Origin of the sequence: Vibrio sp. SCSIO 43133 (assembly GCF_023716845.1) — a bacterium.
Classification (GTDB): Bacteria; Pseudomonadota; Gammaproteobacteria; order Enterobacterales; family Vibrionaceae; genus Vibrio; species Vibrio mediterranei.
Map to the genome: position 1 here is coordinate 1914188 of NZ_CP068025.1, position 18002 is coordinate 1932189.

The 18002-nt window shown below is 44.7% G+C and carries 14 protein-coding genes; 4 read left to right on the forward strand and 10 right to left on the reverse strand.

Features of this window, described 5'->3' with window-relative positions; translation table 11 throughout:
• Positions 1-33: 33 nt before the first annotated feature.
• From JKJ11_RS25470 to JKJ11_RS25490, 5 genes are all read right to left on the reverse strand, one after another.
• Positions 34-1434, reverse strand: a complete 1401-nt coding sequence (locus tag JKJ11_RS25470) for an amidohydrolase (protein ID WP_252039541.1) — start codon at positions 1432-1434, stop codon at positions 34-36.
• A gap of 112 nt (positions 1435-1546) precedes the next feature.
• Positions 1547-2491, reverse strand: a complete 945-nt coding sequence (locus tag JKJ11_RS25475; protein ID WP_252039542.1) for an FAD:protein FMN transferase — start codon at positions 2489-2491, stop codon at positions 1547-1549.
• Positions 2492-2544: 53 nt separating this feature from the next.
• Complete coding sequence (locus JKJ11_RS25480) at positions 2545-5565, reverse strand: NADH-dependent flavin oxidoreductase (RefSeq protein WP_252039543.1); 3021 nt, start codon at positions 5563-5565, stop codon at positions 2545-2547.
• A 638-nt stretch (positions 5566-6203) separates the two neighbouring features.
• Positions 6204-6485, reverse strand: coding sequence for a hypothetical protein (locus JKJ11_RS25485; RefSeq protein ID WP_038226228.1), 282 nt, complete (start codon positions 6483-6485; stop codon positions 6204-6206).
• A gap of 185 nt (positions 6486-6670) precedes the next feature.
• Complete coding sequence (locus JKJ11_RS25490) at positions 6671-7762, reverse strand: alkene reductase (RefSeq protein ID WP_252039544.1); 1092 nt, start codon at positions 7760-7762, stop codon at positions 6671-6673.
• A gap of 194 nt (positions 7763-7956) precedes the next feature.
• On the opposite strand from JKJ11_RS25490, the gene JKJ11_RS25495 reads away from it, so the two are divergent.
• From JKJ11_RS25495 to JKJ11_RS25510, 4 genes are all read left to right on the forward strand, one after another.
• Positions 7957-8445, forward strand: coding sequence for a hypothetical protein (locus JKJ11_RS25495; RefSeq protein ID WP_006069249.1), 489 nt, complete (start codon positions 7957-7959; stop codon positions 8443-8445).
• 22 nt (positions 8446-8467) lie between these two features.
• On the forward strand, positions 8468-10084 hold the full coding sequence (locus JKJ11_RS25500; protein WP_252039545.1) for an ABC transporter ATP-binding protein: 1617 nt from the start codon (positions 8468-8470) through the stop codon (positions 10082-10084).
• Positions 10085-10278: 194 nt separating this feature from the next.
• Positions 10279-11973 carry a phospho-sugar mutase gene (locus JKJ11_RS25505; protein ID WP_252039546.1) on the forward strand — a complete coding sequence of 565 codons (1695 nt, stop codon included), beginning with the start codon at positions 10279-10281 and terminating at the stop codon, positions 11971-11973.
• A gap of 197 nt (positions 11974-12170) precedes the next feature.
• Positions 12171-13043 carry an aspartoacylase gene (locus tag JKJ11_RS25510; RefSeq protein WP_252039547.1) on the forward strand — a complete coding sequence of 291 codons (873 nt, stop codon included), beginning with the start codon at positions 12171-12173 and terminating at the stop codon, positions 13041-13043.
• Between the two features lie 131 nt (positions 13044-13174).
• On the opposite strand, the gene JKJ11_RS25515 is transcribed toward JKJ11_RS25510, so the two are convergent.
• The 5 genes from JKJ11_RS25515 to JKJ11_RS25535 form a co-directional block, all read right to left on the reverse strand.
• Positions 13175-14323 carry a nickel/cobalt transporter gene (locus tag JKJ11_RS25515; RefSeq protein ID WP_252039548.1) on the reverse strand — a complete coding sequence of 383 codons (1149 nt, stop codon included), beginning with the start codon at positions 14321-14323 and terminating at the stop codon, positions 13175-13177.
• The gene (locus JKJ11_RS25520) at positions 14320-14949 is read right to left on the reverse strand and encodes a DUF1007 family protein (RefSeq protein ID WP_286036765.1); all 630 of its coding nucleotides are present in this window, start codon (positions 14947-14949) and stop codon (positions 14320-14322) included. Before JKJ11_RS25520 ends, JKJ11_RS25515 begins: the two co-directional genes overlap by 4 nt.
• 57 nt (positions 14950-15006) lie before the next feature.
• A complete protein-coding gene (locus tag JKJ11_RS25525) occupies positions 15007-16011 on the reverse strand; it encodes a CobW family GTP-binding protein (protein WP_252039549.1) in 1005 nt (334 codons plus the stop codon).
• A complete protein-coding gene (locus JKJ11_RS25530) occupies positions 16001-16561 on the reverse strand; it encodes an LbetaH domain-containing protein (RefSeq protein ID WP_006069242.1) in 561 nt (186 codons plus the stop codon). The genes JKJ11_RS25525 and JKJ11_RS25530 overlap by 11 nt, the downstream gene beginning before the upstream one ends.
• Positions 16562-16624: 63 nt before the next feature.
• Complete coding sequence (locus JKJ11_RS25535; protein WP_252039550.1) at positions 16625-17959, reverse strand: dihydroorotase; 1335 nt, start codon at positions 17957-17959, stop codon at positions 16625-16627.
• Positions 17960-18002: the final 43 nt, after the last annotated feature.

Consider the following 18002-nt stretch of genomic DNA (forward strand, 5'->3'; position numbering starts at 1 on the left):
TACCAAGCGTTTTTCTAACGGTGAATTAGATATCTACTGAACTACTTCGCCAGCTTCAACGACGGTCTTGCGAACCACTTCCGTGAACGCTAATGCTTCCTCTCGAATCTTATCTTCATCTACGGTTAGCATGTCGCGGTCTTTCATGATGATTTTACCATCGACGATAGTGTGTTTAACGTTAGCGGAGTTCGCTGAGTAAACTAACGCCGAATAAGGGTTGTAAACCGGAACCATGTTTGGCGCTTTGGTATCAATGACGATGATATCTGCCAACTTACCAGCCTCTAATGAGCCAATTTTATCTTCCATGTGCAGTGCACGTGCGGCGCCCATGGTCGCCATGTCGATAACTTTGATTGGAGGCATCGCTGCTCGGTCTTTGTTGACTAGCTTGTGGACCTTAGCCACTTGATTGAACTCGTCAATAGTACTTAGTGTGTTACCAGACATTGGGCCATCAGTACCTAAGCCAATACGTACACCTTGGTCATACATTTTGAGCGCCGGAGATACACCTTTCGCCGATTTGATATTTGCACTCATATTGTGTGCCACACCCATATCAGACTCTTTCACCAACTTGATGTCTTCGTCATCGACCAAAATCATGTGAGCACCAACAAGGTTTTTATTGAGCGCGCCGATACTGTGCATGTATTGAACGGGAGACATGCCATTGGAACGTTCTGCGATCTTCTCTTGTTCTCGATGAGATTCAGCAAGATGGATCATGACGGGCACGTCGTGCTCCAGTGATAGCTTAGCAATTTTCTGTAGTGTTTCTGTCGTATTGGTATAAGGACCATGAGGGGCAAACGCTGGGGTAATACGAGGGTGGTCTTTATACTCTTCAATAAAGTTCAAAGCGTATTTGATGCCTTCATCAGCATTGGCAGCATCTGCTACTGGGAATTTAATCACGGTTTCGCCCAACACTGCACGCATACCGATTTCATCAACGGTTTTTGCCACTTCATCTTCAAAGTAGTACATATCAGCGTACGTGGTAACACCACCTTTCACCATCTCAACGTTACCAAGGTTTGCTCCGATACGAACCATATCACGAGACACCAATTTAGCTTCAAGCGGGAAAATATAACGGTGTAAGCGATCTGGCACATCATCGGCAAGAGAGCGGAACACGCTCATTGATACATGAGTATGGGTGTTGATTAGTCCGGGCATCACGATATCACCATCAACATCAAGTGTTTGTTTGGCTTTATATTGTTCAGCTAGCGCTTCGTCGCCTACGGCGACAATCTTGTTGTCATCGATAACCACAGTGCCGTTTTGGTACACGGTCTTCTCTTGGTTCATTGTAAGCACGAGAGCGTCGGTGATCATCAGATCGACTTTTTGGGCAGCATGTGAAAAAGTACTTAAGCCAGCGATCGTCGTGGCGAGTAACGTTTGCTTGATATTCATAGTAGCTCTTAATTATTGTTTTTAATTAGCGCGAATAATAGTGAGTTCTAGATGAATTGCAAACGTTTGCTGGAGTGAGGTTGCGCAGGGTGAGCGACTTGGGCTAATAGTCTCACTTTTCGAGAATCGTATGGCCGTTGTCGACAAGTCCGTGAGTGATATGTACGTGACCTTGATTGGAAATGACGATGGCTTCAACGTGCTGTTGTTGATTCAAGTAAGCTAATGCGTCATCAACCGAAGTCAGGAAACCTGCCGTGCTCCAAATTTCACCATCGACAGACAACTTGGAAATAATCGTCACGCTCGCGATATCAGTCACGATGGGCTTGCCGCTCTGTGCATCGAGTAAATGGTGATATCGTACCCCTTTGTGTTCAAAGAAGCGTTCATTGATGCCAGATGTGACGACGGACTTGTCGTTAAGCGGTACGATTCGGCAAACTTGGCCCCTTGGGCTAAATGGGTCCTGAATTCCGACCGTCCAGGCTTTTTCTTTGCTATCTGGTGCATGCCCTATGGTTAATACGTTCCCTCCCAAGCTGATATAGCCGGACTCTACCTCTTGGCTAACCAAATACTGCTTTATCCTGTCAGCAAAATAGCCTTTGGCGATGGCGCCTAAATCAATTTGCATACCTACTTTGGTTAAGAATACCGTTTGATAGATGTCATCAAACACAATGTGTGAGGGATTCACAAGTTCAAGCTTTGATGCAAGCTCAGAATCGGAGGGTAGGGTCGCGTCCTTAAAACCAATACGCCACGTTTTGATTAACGGCCCAATGGCGATGTTAAAAGGATTGGCGTTATCAAGGCTCACAGCGGTGGCAGTTTTCAACAGTTCATATAAATCAGCTTTGACACGCACCGGGCGTATACCTGCATTGTGATTGACGTTCATCAGCTCCGAATGAGACTGATTCACGGTAAAGCGCTGGGCGAATTCTTGGAGTTGGAGATAACAGTCCTTTAGCAACTGCCCGCCATTGTGATGATGAATAACAAGATCAATGAAGGTCCCCATCATTTGAAAGCGAGTTTTATAGCTAGGCATAATGTGTCTCCGAACAGGAATAAAAGTAGGGAAGCCAGAGGCTTCCCTTTTGTTTACGAGTTTCTCATAGAAACGTTTTGACCTGCGATTCGGCCGTAAGTGAATATATCAATTAAGGCGTTACCGCCGAGGCGGTTACCAGCGTGAATACCACCCGTTACTTCACCAGCGGCATATAGCCCAGGAATTGGTGCTCCCTGTTTATTTAACACACGAGCGTCAGTGTCGATCTTGAGACCGCCCATCGTATGGTGTACAGATGGTTTTCTAGGCGTCGCGTAGAAAGGCGCCTGCTCGACCTTAAGACCAAGTGCACCTTTTTGGAACTCTGGGTCACGTCCATTATCAACGTAGGAGTTATACAAGCGAATGGTTTCGCTAAGTTCAGCAGTCGGAACATTGATCTTCTGTGCTAACTCTTCAATTGTGTCAGCTTTAATGATAATACCTTCTTCAATTTCTCGTTCGATAGTCTCGTCGGTTGTGTTTGCCGCTGTTTTACGAATCTCTTCATCCGCAATCATGTAAATCACACCGCCATTATCGAAGAATGAGTTAGACAGCACATCACGGCTTTCACATTCGTTGACAAAGCGCTTGCCTTGTTGATTAACAAAGACAAAGTTTTCTGGTGGAACAATCAAGCCTGTAAGCAATGCACCTGACTTAGGGTCGCCAATTGGCATCAGCTGGATATACTCCATACCGACTAATTCTGCTCCAGCGTTTTCACCAATGGCAATACCATCACCCACAAGCGCTGGAGAGTTAGTTGTCTTGATGTCATCGGCGATTTCGTTCCAGTAGTTATTGTACTTCTGAAGCATCTTAGTGTTGGCACCAAATCCGCCAGATGCCATTACTACACCTTGCTTCGTGGTTAGTTTGTATTTCGTGCCGTTTGAATGAGTGGCATTAATACCCACGACTTGACCGTTCTCAATAATCAGATCGTCTGCACGTGTATCAGTGATAATACGACCACCTTGAGCGACAATGTGCTTTTGCAGTTTTTCAACAAACTCAACACCTTTAGGGCGATTTGGTTTGTGGGCGCGACGCCATAGCGCACCAACCGCAATGTCGACCATACCACGGTTAAAATCGATGCCTTTCTCTGTTAGCCAGTTGATCGATTCCATCGCTCGGCTAGTCAGTGTATGTACAAGATCGTATTGGCCGTAGATTGATTCACCATCTAAGTTAGTGCGTTTGCCGCCAAGATAAGTCTGAATCAAGTGCAGTTCTGTTGAGTCGAACAGATAGTGGTTACCAGCGTCTACATCTAAGAAATAGTTTGCTAACTGATCTTTCAACATGCGGAAGTCCGCGAGATATTCTGGCGCAATCTCAGACTCTGGTGTGTCAGCAAGTGCTTTTAGATAGTCTGCTTCCCCGGCAAGAGCTGGGAATGCTTTTTGCCATTTTGGCTCTGCAGCGTTAACCCAACCACCTGTACGAACTGTGTTACCACCGATCGCTGGGAACTTCTCAAGTACTATCACTGATTGATGATTATCTAATGCGGTAAGCGCTGCGCTCAAACCTGCACCACCACCACCGACTACCACCACATCTACGGTGTCTTCGATGACTTCTGTTGACCACTCAACTGCTTCGCGTGCTTTACAACGTAGTGCCTCTGAATTGCCCCCAGCGAGATCCACGGCATTGGACACACCATCAAGAACAGCTTGGCTACTGACAGTAGCGCCGGAGATAACATCGATATTCAGTGTTTGACCATCGAGTATCTGCTGAGGAATACGTTCAAAAGCAGGGTTGGCGATACCGTCTGACTCTTTTGAGGAATCTACGGCGATATCAAGAATTCTGTCTTCAGAGAAACTAACCGTGACTGGAAGTTGACCGTTATGGCCATAACCATACGCTGTGTATTCGCCGGGTTCGAACTTGATCTCGACGCTTTGAAGCTCTTTGATACGTTGGTGTTTTAATGCTTCGGCTGCGCTGTCGATGATCATGTAATCCATGATCTCCCACAATGGTGTTGGGATCATTAATGCTTGTTGTTGAGCGATATCAGCAAATTCAGCGCAGACTTCGTCATTGATTGCTTTCTTTGCCCATGTTGGTTCGACAAGGAAACCTTTACCGATACTAACCATGTCATAACCATACTCAAGCGCAGTATCCGCATCTTGACGCTGAGCAATGCCACCGACACCGATAACTGGGACTTTAGCAACATCTTCAGACTTCAACGCATGGAATTTGCGGATAAGCGGTTCTTTGTCTTCTGGATTAACAATAGAGTTTCGAGCGTAGTTACCCATTGAAAAATGGAAGTAATCAAGGCCGCTTTGAGCGAGTTTATCAAGAAGGAACATGGTCTCTTCAAAACGGATTCCCGGCTCTTCAATCTCTTCAGGAGAAAAACGGTAGCCAATAATGAACCCAGGCATTTGGTGAGATGTGGCTACCTGTTTCGCCTTCTCTAAAATAGCGAGCGGGAATGTGGTGCGTTTCTCAATATCACCACCCCACTTATCAGTGCGTCGGTTGGAATGTGGAGAGAAGAATTGTTGGATAAGGTAAGTGTTGGCGCCATGGATTTCAACGCCATCAAAGCCGGCAAGAATGGCACGATTAACTGCGTCACCAAAATGGTCGATCATGCCAACAATTTGCTCTTCGGTCATCTCGAGTGGGGTCTCTGCGTTATCGCGCAGAGCGGCAACAGGACTGGCAGAGATCGGTTGGTGGCCGCCATTGAATTCACCATTTGCCATGCGTCCAGCATGATAAATTTGTAAAATAGCCTTCGAACCTTTAGCTTTAATTGCCGTTGCCAATTTTTCGAGGCCAGCAATTTTACTGTCGTGGTTGATACCCAGAGCCCCAGGGAATGCACGGCCGTAATTTTCGACAAATGCGCTTTCCACGATAATAGCCCCTGCATCTCCAGAACGAGAGGCATAGTAATCCACCATTTCTTGAGTCACTCCACCATCAAAAAATGCAGATTGAATGGTCATTGGTGCCATGACAATGCGGTTTTTAAGCGTGGCCTTGGACAGCCCAAGCGTTATCTCTTCGATTAACTTTGTCATTAGTTAATATTCCTTATACTGATTAATTCTTATATGAAAAACTCCTCAAGAGCCGAATGCATTGCTCAAAGTATTTTTCATATAAGAAAAACATCATCAGATGACTTTCCCTCAAAAATACTATGGATAATTTTTATGAGTAAAATGAAAGGTTTGCATTCAATATATGTTTATTGTGCATATGTTTAAGAATTGTTTATGTATTAGATGCATTAAATGTATTTGTTACGACAAGCGCTGGCTCTGTTTTTGGTAGGGGCGGATAACTATATAAATCTTTTAATAACAATGGTTTATTTTTATTCATTAGTTAAGCTGACCGAGTCTAACAACGTAATAGCCCTATTTTCACCGCAGTTTGAACAGGTAATGCTTTCAGCTTTGTGATAGAGACAAAGAGCAGCTGGTGACATTAATGTAACTTTTTAAGCTTTGGATATTGGTGCTTAGCTGAAAATAAGATTCCACTACCGGGCATCATTCGTCAGACGAGTTAATGGTGTTGAGGGCGGTAGTTAACAGAGAAAGATAGCGACAAGAAACGTCTAATTGCTCAGTGAAGTACGTAACTGAATACGTCGATTGCGGTTGAATAAGGGTAATGGTCAGGATGAATTGAAGATTACCCTTAAAGCGTATTAGTGTGGAAGTTGCTCGCTTTTACTCTTCATCAACAAATATTGCTCAACGGCAGTGACTGTCTCTGCACGGTTGATGTGTCTTGCTATGAAGTAGGGTGGAATAAAGAAAGCGATGAGGTAGAACGATTCGTGGAAGAAGTCAGAGGCGAGAATCGTTTCGTGGTTTACGTATGCAAACAATGCAAGTAGGCAAAGTAAAACGCACAATCCTGCAAGCACAGTGCAGACGATTAATAGTAATCCCAGAAAATCCCTTACAAACATTTTTGAAGCCGTCATGTTTTTCACTCCTGAAATATGAACGTTCCTAAAATACTCCTAATGATGCATATATTTTTGAGCGAGGTCATATTTTGTGCAAATGAAGGGTTGTGACGGGTTAATATATGATTAAAAAGAAGAAAAGCAGGATTGATGTAGGAATTTGGTGACAAAAAAGCCCGCACAAAATGCGGGCCTGACCGTTATGGCATTGTTGGATAATCGGTATAACCTTTGTCATTGCCACCAAACAGAGTAGCGCCATCGAGTTCCGCTAGTGGTTTGTCGTGTTGTAAGCGAGAGACCAAGTCTGGGTTAGACACAAACGGGCGACCAAAGGCGACAATATCGGCATAGTTTTTAGCTAGTACGGCCTCTGCATTTTGCTGAGTGTAACCGCCGGCAACAATGATGCAGTTGTCGAAACGTTTGCGAAGCTCGATACGAAATGCTTCAGGAATTTCAGGCGCGTCATCCCAATCCGCTTCAGATAAATGTAAGTAAGCGATATCACGTTGTTGTAATTCTGTCGCTGCGTCAAGAATGGTCGGTACGATGTCTGGGCAATTCATATCTTTAAAAGTTATGAATGGTGCTAATCGGACGCCGACTTTGTGAGCACCTATCGCGCTGACAACTGCATCCACAACCTCAAGTAAGAAACGAATACGATTTTCGCGTGTACCGCCATACTCGTCGGCACGTTTATTGGAGTTGGTGCGAAGGAACTGGTCGATAAGGTAGCCATTGCCACCGTGAATTTCGACACCATCAAACCCGGCCTCTACAGCACGCTTTGCAGCGGTGGCAAAATCGTTAACCACACGCTGAATGTCGTCTTTGGTCATTTCGCGTGGCTCGACACAATCTATCATGTTGCCATTGCCGTTTTCGTCTGCAATCCATACTTGAGTTTCTACTGGTGCTAGAGCAGAGGGGGCCATTGGCTTTTCACCGTTTTGGAACGTTGGGTGGGATACTCGGCCCACATGCCAAAGTTGGCAGAACATTTTTGAGCCTTCACTGTGCACAGCTTGCGTCACTTTGCTCCAGCCAGCCACCTGTTCATCGCTATAAACACCTGGAGTGAAAGAGTAACCTTGAGAGTCATCGGAAATCTGCGTCGCTTCGGAAATGATCAATCCAGCGGTGGCTCTTTGTTGGTAGTAGGTGGCCATCATATCATTAGGAATATTGCCCGGCTGACTAGTGCGTGCTCGAGTCATTGGTGCCATCGCGATACGATTTTGAAGTCCTAGACCTTTAATCTCTGTTTGCTCAAATAACTTGCTCATGTTGAATGTCCTGAGTGGCTGATGTTTATTGTCTGCTCATTGTATTCATTTAATTAAATTTGATAATTGGCTTTATTTTGAATTTAGTATTCATTAATTTCGAATAGTGAAGTCATTAGTCAAATGATAATTACTTGCATTCGCATTTGGTTTGAATTTTAATAGGCAACTATCGTTTTAAAAAGGCTCACCCAATGGAAATTCAACAGTGCTGGTCTCGTTTTGTAAATGCAGAGAAATTACTAAAACAAGGCAGTTGGCCTGAGGCAAAACACTTGTTTTCACAAGTGTTAGATAGCTTGCCTTCGCATGTCTATCATGCACTTGAATGTAAACAAACTCGCCCATGTCAGTTCGTTTTCTTGGTGACAGGATTACGAGACGCGTCTATCTATCAATCAAGTATCCTCAATAGTATTGGTGAGCCACAGCAAGCGTTTGAGACACTCAATCGCTGTTATGCATTACTGCAATTTTTGTCACTAGAGCAAACTCAACTTATCAAGATCGTTTATGCGGCGATTGAAGAGAGTACGGATCTTGTGCTCAGCCATATGGAAGCCTTCTGCGCTTCTCAACACAGTGCTGAGTGGACTCGAAAATTCAATGAGCTTAGCCGATCGCATCATAGTATTGCGGTCTTGAATCCACACACCAACCCGACACCAAACTCACATTACTAATTCGAATGAGCAAGGAAGCATTATGTCTCAAGACCCTATTCTAACTGTCCGCGATCTTTCCGTAAGCTTTACCACCAATGACGGTATTGTTGATGCAGTGAAACAAGTCAACTTCGATCTTTTTGCGGGTGAAACATTAGCTATTGTGGGTGAATCAGGAAGCGGTAAATCTGTATCAACCAACGCGCTGATGCAGATTCTGCCTAACAATGCGATTATTCACGCGGATTCAAACATCGCATTTAACGGCCACTCGCTACTGAAAATGGATGATAAGGCGATGCAAAAGATTCGTGGTGACCGTATCGGAATGATCTTCCAAGAACCGATGACTTCACTCAACCCTTATATGAAGGTGGGCATTCAAGTTGCGGAAGCTTTGATGTGCCATAGAAAGGTGAGTGGTCAACAAGCCAAGAAACGCGTTTTGGAGCTGTTTGATTTGGTGCATTTGCCAGAACCAGAAACGGCTTACTTTAAGTACCCTCACGAGTTTTCTGGTGGCCAGCTGCAACGCATTATGATTTCTATGGCCTTGATTAATGAGCCTGACATTTTGATCGCTGATGAACCAACCACTGCACTTGATGTAACGGTTCAAGCTGAAGTACTTAATCTCATCAAAGAAATCCAAGCTAAGCTTGGAACAGCGATTCTGTTTATTACTCATGACTTGGGTGTGGTCAAACACTTGGCAGACCGAGTGATAGTGATGTGTAAGGGGGATATTGTCGAACAAGGCGAATGCCAAGCGCTGTTTTCATCACCCCAGCACGATTACACCAAGATGCTACTCGATTCTGTACCTAAGGGACAAAAAGAGGAAGTAGAAGAAACCGCCCCTACTTTGCTAGAAGCTGACGATATTCGAGTGAAATTCTTGATTAAATCGAGCTTTATACAACAGCGTAATCAGTATTTTGAAGCGGTTAAAGGGATTTCGTTGCAGCTCAAGCAGGGTGAAACCTTGGGTATTGTAGGGGAGTCAGGGTCGGGTAAATCGACTTTAGGACGTGCACTGATCGGGTTGCTACCATGCACTGGGACTGTGAAGTTCAAAGGTCAAGACGTGGACAAACTGACGGCTAAAGCTCGATTTGCCCTTAAAAAAGACATTCAAATGGTGTTTCAAGATCCCTATGGGTCGCTCTCGCCACGAATGACCGTAGGCGACATCATTACAGAAGGCCTTACGGTTCATCATCCCAATTTGTCAAAAGCCGAACGCATGCAGCGTGCACGGACTGCCTTAGAAGAAGTTAGGCTTGACCCTCACAGTATCAACCGTTATCCCCATGAGTTTTCAGGCGGGCAGCGACAACGTATTGCTATTGCCCGAGCACTCATTCTTGAGCCATCATTTATCTTGCTTGATGAACCTACTTCAGCATTGGATCGCTCGGTACAGCTTACCGTCATAGACCTTCTTAAAGACATTCAGAAGAAACATAACATCGGTTTCTTGTTCATCAGCCATGATTTGAGCGTGGTTAAAGCGCTATCTGACCGCGTTCTGGTAATGCAAAAGGGTGAGATTATGGAGCAAGGCACCACAGATGAAATCTTCTATCATCCAAAGAGCGACTATACCCAGAAGTTGATTGATGCGTCGTTCGATATAGACCCTGAAGAGGCATAGTCACCCTGTCCATTGGTAGGTAAGTGTTGGTTTACCTATCATTACTGTTCTAGCTTGTTATCAAATTGGAGTTCATTTTATCGGTTGCTCTCTCTTTAATGATATTGAGAGTCATTTACTATTATTAAATAGACAAATGAGAACCTGAAAGATATCCCTCTCCATCAGGTTGCCTCAATTAAGGAAACATCACTATGACTGAACAAATTTCTCAATGGTTAGCACGCGATCCTGATCCAATTACTAAACACGAATTGCAGCAGCTGGTGGACTCGAACGATGAAAGAGAGTTGAAAGATCGATTCAGCTCTCGCCTTGCATTCGGTACCGCTGGCTTACGCGGAAAAGTGGGGGCTGGACCAAATCGTATGAATCGTTTAGTCATTCAAGAAACTGCGACTGGGTTAGGTCATTATCTTCTCGAACAAGTTAGCGAGGCTTCATCGCGAGGTGTAGTGATCGGTTATGATGGCCGCTCTGACTCCAAGCAGTTTGCGCACGATACCGCGTCCGTTCTAACAGCGCTCGGTATCAAGGTGTATCTGACCTATAAAGTTGCAGCAACGCCTATCGTTGCCTTTGGTGTTCGTGAATTGAATGCAGCAGCAGCCGTTGTAGTGACGGCGAGTCATAATCCACCAGAATACAATGGATTTAAAGTCTATTGGGAAAACGGGGCGCAGATTATTCCTCCACATGACTCTGGTATTGCGGCACAGATTGACGATGCTGCGACTCAACCTCTAACGTTGTTACCCTTAGACCAAGCGAAACAACAGGGGTTATTGATTTGGTTAGAAGAGGATTACTATCAAACCTATCGTAAGGCCATAAACCAAAGTGAACTTCTAACACCGGATAGCAATACGGATATTTCCATTGTTTATACTGCGATGCATGGTGTCGGTGCTGACATGGCAGAAACACTGTTAGCAGACGCAGGCTTTAACCAAGTGGCGAGTGTAACTGAGCAGCGAGAACCGGACGGTGCGTTCCCAACCGTTAACTTCCCAAATCCAGAAGAAGCTGGAGCAATGGATATGGTGATGGCGCTCGGCAAGTCTGTAGGTGCAGATATTGCCTGTGCCAACGATCCAGATGCTGATCGTTTTGCAGTTGCAGTTAAACGTCCTGATGATGAGTACCAAATGCTGACGGGAGATCAAGTAGGGTCACTATTTGGCGATTACTTGTTGTCGGGTCAACCTAATGCGCTGGTGGGGAATACCATAGTTTCGTCGCGCCTACTAAGAAGTATTGCCAAGGCGCATAGTGCTCAGTATTACCAAACATTGACGGGATTTAAATGGCTAACCAACGTCGCAATGACTCAAGAGAGCGTGGACCATCCCTTCCTGTTCGCTTATGAAGAGGCATTAGGGTATACGGTCGGCAATAAAGTGTGGGATAAAGATGGGCTCTCTGCACTTGTGGCGTTTTCACAGTTAACCGGTAAGCTCAAAGCGCAAGGAAAAACGCTGTGGGATAAGCTTGAAGAGCTTTATCGTCAACATGGCTTCTACTTTAATGCCCAACGCAGTATTGCGTTAGATCCTAAGTCGCCACCTATTGGCGAGAAACTTCGTCGCAACCCACCGACAGAGATTGCAGGCAAGCGCATTGAGGTGATTGAAGACCTAAATACATCCGTTCGACAATTCGCAGACGGAACGACAGAAACCATCGATTTACCCGCAAGTGATGTGCTGATTTATTTGCTTGAGGATCAATCGCGAGTCATTGTGCGTCCATCTGGCACCGAGCCTAAGCTTAAATGCTACTATGAGGTCATCAGCGATTTTCCACCAGAGATGGACTACGCTCAAGCGAATCAATCGGCTGAAGCCAAAATGTTAGCATTAATTGAAGCGCATCAACGGAGTCTATAACTCAGAAAAAATGCAGTAGAAGAGAGCGGCATGTCAGCCGCTCTTTTGTGTTTTTGACCTATCTAAACCTAGTCTTTTTTATATTTATATTGATATGTTATAACATATCAATTATTCCTGACTTACCTTTACACACTTAGTAGGCAATCGGCCCTAGTTTAGGAATGTTATTAATTTTAATTGGAGGTATTAGATAAATGGATAAACTCAAGCAGGTCCTGATTGTGGCTGGGACCCATGGCAATGAACTTTCTGGGATTTATCTACATAAGTTAATTAAAGAAGGTCTTTATGCCGTTGATCGCTCGACGTTTTCTGCCTCTTCCATCATTGCTAACCCTGAGGCTCAAAAACAGAACATTAGATATATTGATTCTGACTTAAATCGTGAATTCTCTGCATCTAATAAGGTTGAGAGTTCGAATTCGCACGAATCGAAAGTCGCCAATCAGTTTATTGAACATCACGCAAACACAAGTGATCGACTGATCATTGATCTGCATAACACCACAAGTAATATGGGGGCGACCTTGATTCTACTTGCGGATAGCCCGTTTTATCGAATGATGGGCGCGTATGTGAAGCAACGTCTACCTAAGGCAAATATCTTATTTGAAAGCAGGAAATCTTGGAGTGATCAGCCCTATCTTTGCACTGCTAGTGAATATGGCGTCATGATAGAGGTCGGGAGTCAAGCTCATAGCTCGCTAAAATACAGTACGTTAGAGCTTATGAAAACGATGTGTTCTGTGGTTTTGGATTACATAGAAAAGCACAACCTGAAGCAACTTGGTGAGCTGAATGATTATGACGCTTTTTACTATACCGAAGAGGTCAAAGCACCAGTCGGAAACGACGGTATGCGTGAAGCTGTCGTACATCCCACGCTATGTGGGCGAGATTTCGAAGTACTAAGGAAGGGAGAGCCTTTGTTGGCCACTCTCAGTGGTCATGATATTTATTGGGAGAGCGACAATGAGGTATACCCACACTTTATAAATGAGAGTGCCTACAGTGACTCGAATATCGTGATGGCTTTGGCTGAGAAACACACGGTTTCAGTTCGATAGGATGGGCTTCTATCTTATCTAGCGACTACTGCGATGACCACAAACCCGCTGAGATATGTTCTGGATAGGCAATACAGGTGGCATATCATAGTAAACAAGCTCTAAATAGTTTCTATTTAGAGCTTTCTAGATCAGCTCGACAAGACAGGGGACATTCCGTAATCCTGCCCGCCCATGAAAAGTAAGCCAATGATCATCAGTATAACGCCACCAACCAGCTTTAGATAACTGCCAGTTAGCTTCCAGTTAACGGAGTGCTCACTGTTTGCCACCACTAGATACCGTTTAAGTATATGTTTGCCAGACAGAGTCATTAGTGCAATCAGTGACGTTGTTAAAGCCGTTCCTAGTCCCATCAGAATCGCACTGATTACCCCCATCCAATATAGACCAACAACGTTTGCGAAAAGCAGGACCATAATGGCGCCACTGCAGGGTCTAACACCTATGGATGCAACAATGCCTAAGTATTCTTTCCATGTTGAAGCTTCGTTGATCATCTGTGCACTAACAACATGCTGATGCCCACACCCGCAGTTATCGCCATGGGAATGGTGATGTTGAATACCTGTTGCTTTAGCCACTATAGGTGAGGGCTTGATAGCGTAGGTGGCAGGATTTACCTCAAGCTTTGTTTTTTGTTTCGTGTTTTGAGAAGAGAGCGGAGCTAGACTACGGATCTTGAGGTTGTGAGAACGCAAGAGCTTAAAAATCTGCGCTGCGGCCTTCCAGCAAATAATGCCTCCCAATAAAGTAACGAGCGCAAAGCTAATTGAAACAAAAATCATGGCATCACGGTTGACGGCCTGCATTGAGGCATTGAAACCCCAAATGAGGACGCTCACGAGTACAATAGCAACGAGTGCCTGACACAACGCAGAAATAACGGTTAAAACTAAGCTAGTTTTAACTTTGGTTGGGTGGGTTGCCAGATAAGTGGTCACGATGACTTTACCGTGACCTGGACCAATGGAATGGAGCATTCCATAAAGAAAACTGGCGCCAATCAAGTAGCCACCAGCGATCAAAGGTTGTGTTTGAGCATCGTATAGCAAATCGGCAAGTTGTGCGTTCACCTCTCGTTGCCATTGAATGCTCATCACGACCAGTGACGGCCATGCTTGCCATAACAGATATAAGCTTACAACCAGTAGTATAGAGACGACTAGCGTTACAAAGATACGTCGATAATGTAAGTGTGCTTCTTTGGTGTGATTGAGTGTTACATTGTTCTTGTTTTGCTTCATAACGTTTGATTCAATTTGCTTTGAGTTTGTCATTGCGAGTCGGAAACATTGGCACAATGGATACTTGCAGTTTGTGTAAAGAGGTGACCCAATGTGTTATCCGGATCCGCGTCAGCAGGGAGAGACATGGCATAACTCATTTGCTCTGGAGTCGGGTTTGGCTCAATGATGTTGACCTGACATTGGCGGGCTAGCTCTGGTGACAGGACGACATCATTAGTGGATCGCCAAGCCATATCAACATAATAACTCGGCTCATATATTAATAGCTTTAATGAATTGCGAGTAACAGGCAGCGGTTTGGTAAAGGGAATCTCAAAGCTGAGCACCAATTTTGCTTTATCACGGGTCATCTTTGCATTGCGTGCTAGTCCGTACTTTACTGTTTTCTCACCATCGTAAAAGTGAGTGAAGTAATGTTCATCTTTCATATTGTTGAGGACTGACATCGACAAATTATGCAACGTTTCCTGCTCTTTAGCGGGAGAAACATCTTCTCCATCAAGCATATAGATAGAGGTTATTGCGTCGAAAGACCACTCCATACTTAAGCTTGTGATGATACCGTCTTGGCCATTGATATGTGTTTTCATTTCAATCCAAGAGTGAGGATGAGCCGTAGCAGCGTTAACGAATAACGCTGCGACTAAACCTACCAATAAATACTCGCTCTTTTGGCGGGCTCTATTTTTTAGTTCATAAATCGTCAAAGATGATTACTCCTGCAAACAGCTTAAGAGCTGTTCTTCAAACGTATCATCAATAGTATCTGAAATTAGTTCGATTCGGCTTTCAAAATAATCGTCGAGGACGACTTCTGTTAAACCATCTGACGTTAAGTTGTAACCGAATATTCCATCTTCGGTAATAAATACTGCTTTCATGCGCTCAACGTCTAATTCAACCAATAATAAAATGAGTTTCTGTCGGTTAAATACTTTATCGGGACTAAAACGCCACCCCACGCTTTGAAAGCCTTCCCCCTCATTTTCTGCTTTAAGAAAACCACTCTCTGGGAGGTCTTGCTCAGACACTAGCGGCTTGCTTTGGGAATGATGGTGGTGGTGATGAGGTGGGTGTTGATGAATGCTTGTCTCCCCTTCAAACTCCGATAGGGGGATGGCACCGTGTTTGGCAAAGATCACCTTTGTATTTGGTCGGCCTACTTTCGCTACGTAGGTTGTCAATTTTTCAGAATCGCCTTGCTGGTAGAGATCGAACTTGTTACCCACGATAGTGTCAGCTATCGATATTTGCTGGTTGAAAGTGTCATGTTGAGTATAGCGAGAGTCGGACAAACGACGAGCATCGACAAGCGTGACTGTTTTTTGTAATGAAAGCACTTGGCGATAGTGTTCGGTAGAAAGGACTTCTAACACCTCTTTAGGGTGACCAAGTCCAGTAGGTTCTATCAAAAGACGATCGGGTCTTGCTTCCGACAATAACTGGTTTAATGCAATTTGCATGGGTAACCCGGCTGCGCAGCACATACATCCCCCCGGGACTTCACGAATGAAGACTTGCTGTTTATCTTTGTGTTGGCCTTGTACCAGACTACCGTCGATACCAATTTCTCCGAACTCGTTAACTAATATGGCCCAACGCTCATTTTCGGGCTTATCCTTCATCAGACTAAGAATTGCCGATGTTTTTCCAACACCGAGAAAACCAGTAATGATGTTAGTTGGAACGCCAGTTATAGGCTGATTGTCAGAGTTCATTAGCGATTCTCCTATAGCCTTGAACTAGCGTATGGTTAGCTGAAACCACCGACTCGGAAAAGGCTGAATATTCAGGTGGTACTTTAGAAATACTGTTTAAATCAAAATCTGCACCAATATTGGTCATAGGTGGGACATGAAAGTGCTGAGGGAGGTCAAGCCCATCAATCACACAGTTATGACGTACCACGCATCCTTCCCCTATGACAGCATTAAACACAACGGAATTAAAGCCGATAAATACATCATTGCCGACCTCACACGGTCCGTGAACAATAGAGCGGTGCGCAATTGAGGTTCGCTCACCGATGATTACCGAAGCTCCAGCTTTGGAATGAATAACGACACCGTCTTGAATATTGGTGTCTCTTTTGATGACTATCGCTTCCATATCGCCCTGTTCGTTGGTTTCATCAGCACGGATAACGGCATAAGGACCAATAAAAACATTGTCTTCGATAATAACTTTACCGCAGATAATTGCAGTGGGATCGATGAAAGCCGTTTCAGAGACTTGCGGCATATGACCATTGGGGTTTCTTCTTAGCATAGTGTTCTTTGTTCAATAGTGAGTGAAAATTGCGTTGTATCGCATGATTAAAAGTCGTCTGAGCTAATTATTGAACACCAATCTCATTGCTCCCACGGGCTGCTCAACCACTTTTTGATTGGTATAGACGAGATTGCCATTTACCCAAGTCTTGTTGATTTGCGCAGAGAAAGAGTGTCCATTAAATGGCGACCAACCACAGTGGTACAGGCTATTGTCGTTAGTAACGAGGGTCGTCGTATCTGGGTCGATGAGAACCAAATCGGCATAGTAACCTTCGCGAACGAATCCGCGCTGCTGAACACCATAACGGACCGCTGGGTTATGGGCCGTTTTCTCAACCAGTTGCGTCATAGTCATATGACCCTGATGCACTTGATCGAGTAAGCTGAGTAGGGCGTGCTGAACCAAAGGCAGTCCAGCTGGAGCTTCCTCGTACGGCACATGTTTTTCTGCCCAAGTGTGCGGTGCATGATCGGTAGCGATAATATCGATTTTTCCTGTATTCAGAGCTTGAAGCAGGGCATCACGGTCATTTGGGTATTTGATAGCAGGATTACATTTAATTTGATTACCAAGGCGCTCATAGTCTTTGTTGCTAAACCAAAGGTGATGAACACACGCTTCGGCGGTGATATGTTTTTTATTAATTGAACCAGACTCAAACAAAGACAGTTCTTTTGCGGTAGTGATATGCAGGACGTGCAACTGACTTTGATACTTCTTTGCCAGTTCGACGGCGTAGGATGAGGAAGCAAAACACGCTTCTTCATCGCGGAGTATTGGGTGATCGTCGATGGTCAATGGTGACTTGTCTTGTGCTAATTTCTGTAGGTTTTGCTTTATTACAGCACCGCTCTCACAGTGAGTGACGATGAGCACTGGTGAGTCGCGAAATATAGCCTCCAATGCGGCTGGGTCTTCAACTAATAGATTGCCAGTTGAGGCACCCATAAAGACCTTCACGCCACAATGTTTCTGAGGATCAAGCCGCTTTATCTGCTCAAGATTGTCTTCGGTGGCACCCAAGTAAAATGAGTAGTTGGCGAAAGAGCTTTGCTCTGCAATGCTAAATTTATGCTCTAATGCTTCAATGGTTGTTGTGGCTGGATTGACATTTGGCATCTCCATATAGCTGGTGATCCCACCCGCTACGGCTGCTCGAGACTCACTTGCAATCGTTCCTTTATGGGTAAGGCCCGGTTCGCGAAAGTGGACTTGATCATCAATCATCCCAGGAATGATGTAGCCTCCTTGAGCATCGACAATTGTGTCACTTGGTCTACTGCTAATATTGGATGCAATCATCTCGATGCGCTGGCCAACAATTCTAATATCCGTCTCAATGATGCTTCCTTCATTGACTAAGCGCGCGTTCTTGATAAGCGTGGCAGACATGGGAATTAGGGACTCCTTTGAGTGAAATAGGCTATTAAATGGT

Excerpts from the sequence above, each read along its gene's own strand:
- JKJ11_RS25525 (WP_252039549.1), bottom strand. The coding sequence starts at position 16,011 with ATGAACTCTGACAATCAGCCTATAACTGGCGTTCCAACTAACATCATT.
- JKJ11_RS25470 (WP_252039541.1), bottom strand. The coding sequence starts at position 1,434 with ATGAATATCAAGCAAACGTTACTCGCCACGACGATCGCTGGCTTAAGT.
- JKJ11_RS25515 (WP_252039548.1), bottom strand. The coding sequence starts at position 14,323 with ATGACAAACTCAAAGCAAATTGAATCAAACGTTATGAAGCAAAACAAG.
- JKJ11_RS25490 (WP_252039544.1), bottom strand. The coding sequence starts at position 7,762 with ATGAGCAAGTTATTTGAGCAAACAGAGATTAAAGGTCTAGGACTTCAA.
- JKJ11_RS25485 (WP_038226228.1), bottom strand. The coding sequence starts at position 6,485 with ATGACGGCTTCAAAAATGTTTGTAAGGGATTTTCTGGGATTACTATTA.
- JKJ11_RS25495 (WP_006069249.1), top strand. The coding sequence starts at position 7,957 with ATGGAAATTCAACAGTGCTGGTCTCGTTTTGTAAATGCAGAGAAATTA.
- JKJ11_RS25510 (WP_252039547.1), top strand. The coding sequence starts at position 12,171 with ATGGATAAACTCAAGCAGGTCCTGATTGTGGCTGGGACCCATGGCAAT.
- JKJ11_RS25500 (WP_252039545.1), top strand. The coding sequence starts at position 8,468 with ATGTCTCAAGACCCTATTCTAACTGTCCGCGATCTTTCCGTAAGCTTT.
- JKJ11_RS25535 (WP_252039550.1), bottom strand. The coding sequence starts at position 17,959 with ATGTCTGCCACGCTTATCAAGAACGCGCGCTTAGTCAATGAAGGAAGC.
- JKJ11_RS25480 (WP_252039543.1), bottom strand. The coding sequence starts at position 5,565 with ATGACAAAGTTAATCGAAGAGATAACGCTTGGGCTGTCCAAGGCCACG.
- JKJ11_RS25505 (WP_252039546.1), top strand. The coding sequence starts at position 10,279 with ATGACTGAACAAATTTCTCAATGGTTAGCACGCGATCCTGATCCAATT.
- JKJ11_RS25530 (WP_006069242.1), bottom strand. The coding sequence starts at position 16,561 with ATGCTAAGAAGAAACCCCAATGGTCATATGCCGCAAGTCTCTGAAACG.
- JKJ11_RS25475 (WP_252039542.1), bottom strand. The coding sequence starts at position 2,491 with ATGCCTAGCTATAAAACTCGCTTTCAAATGATGGGGACCTTCATTGAT.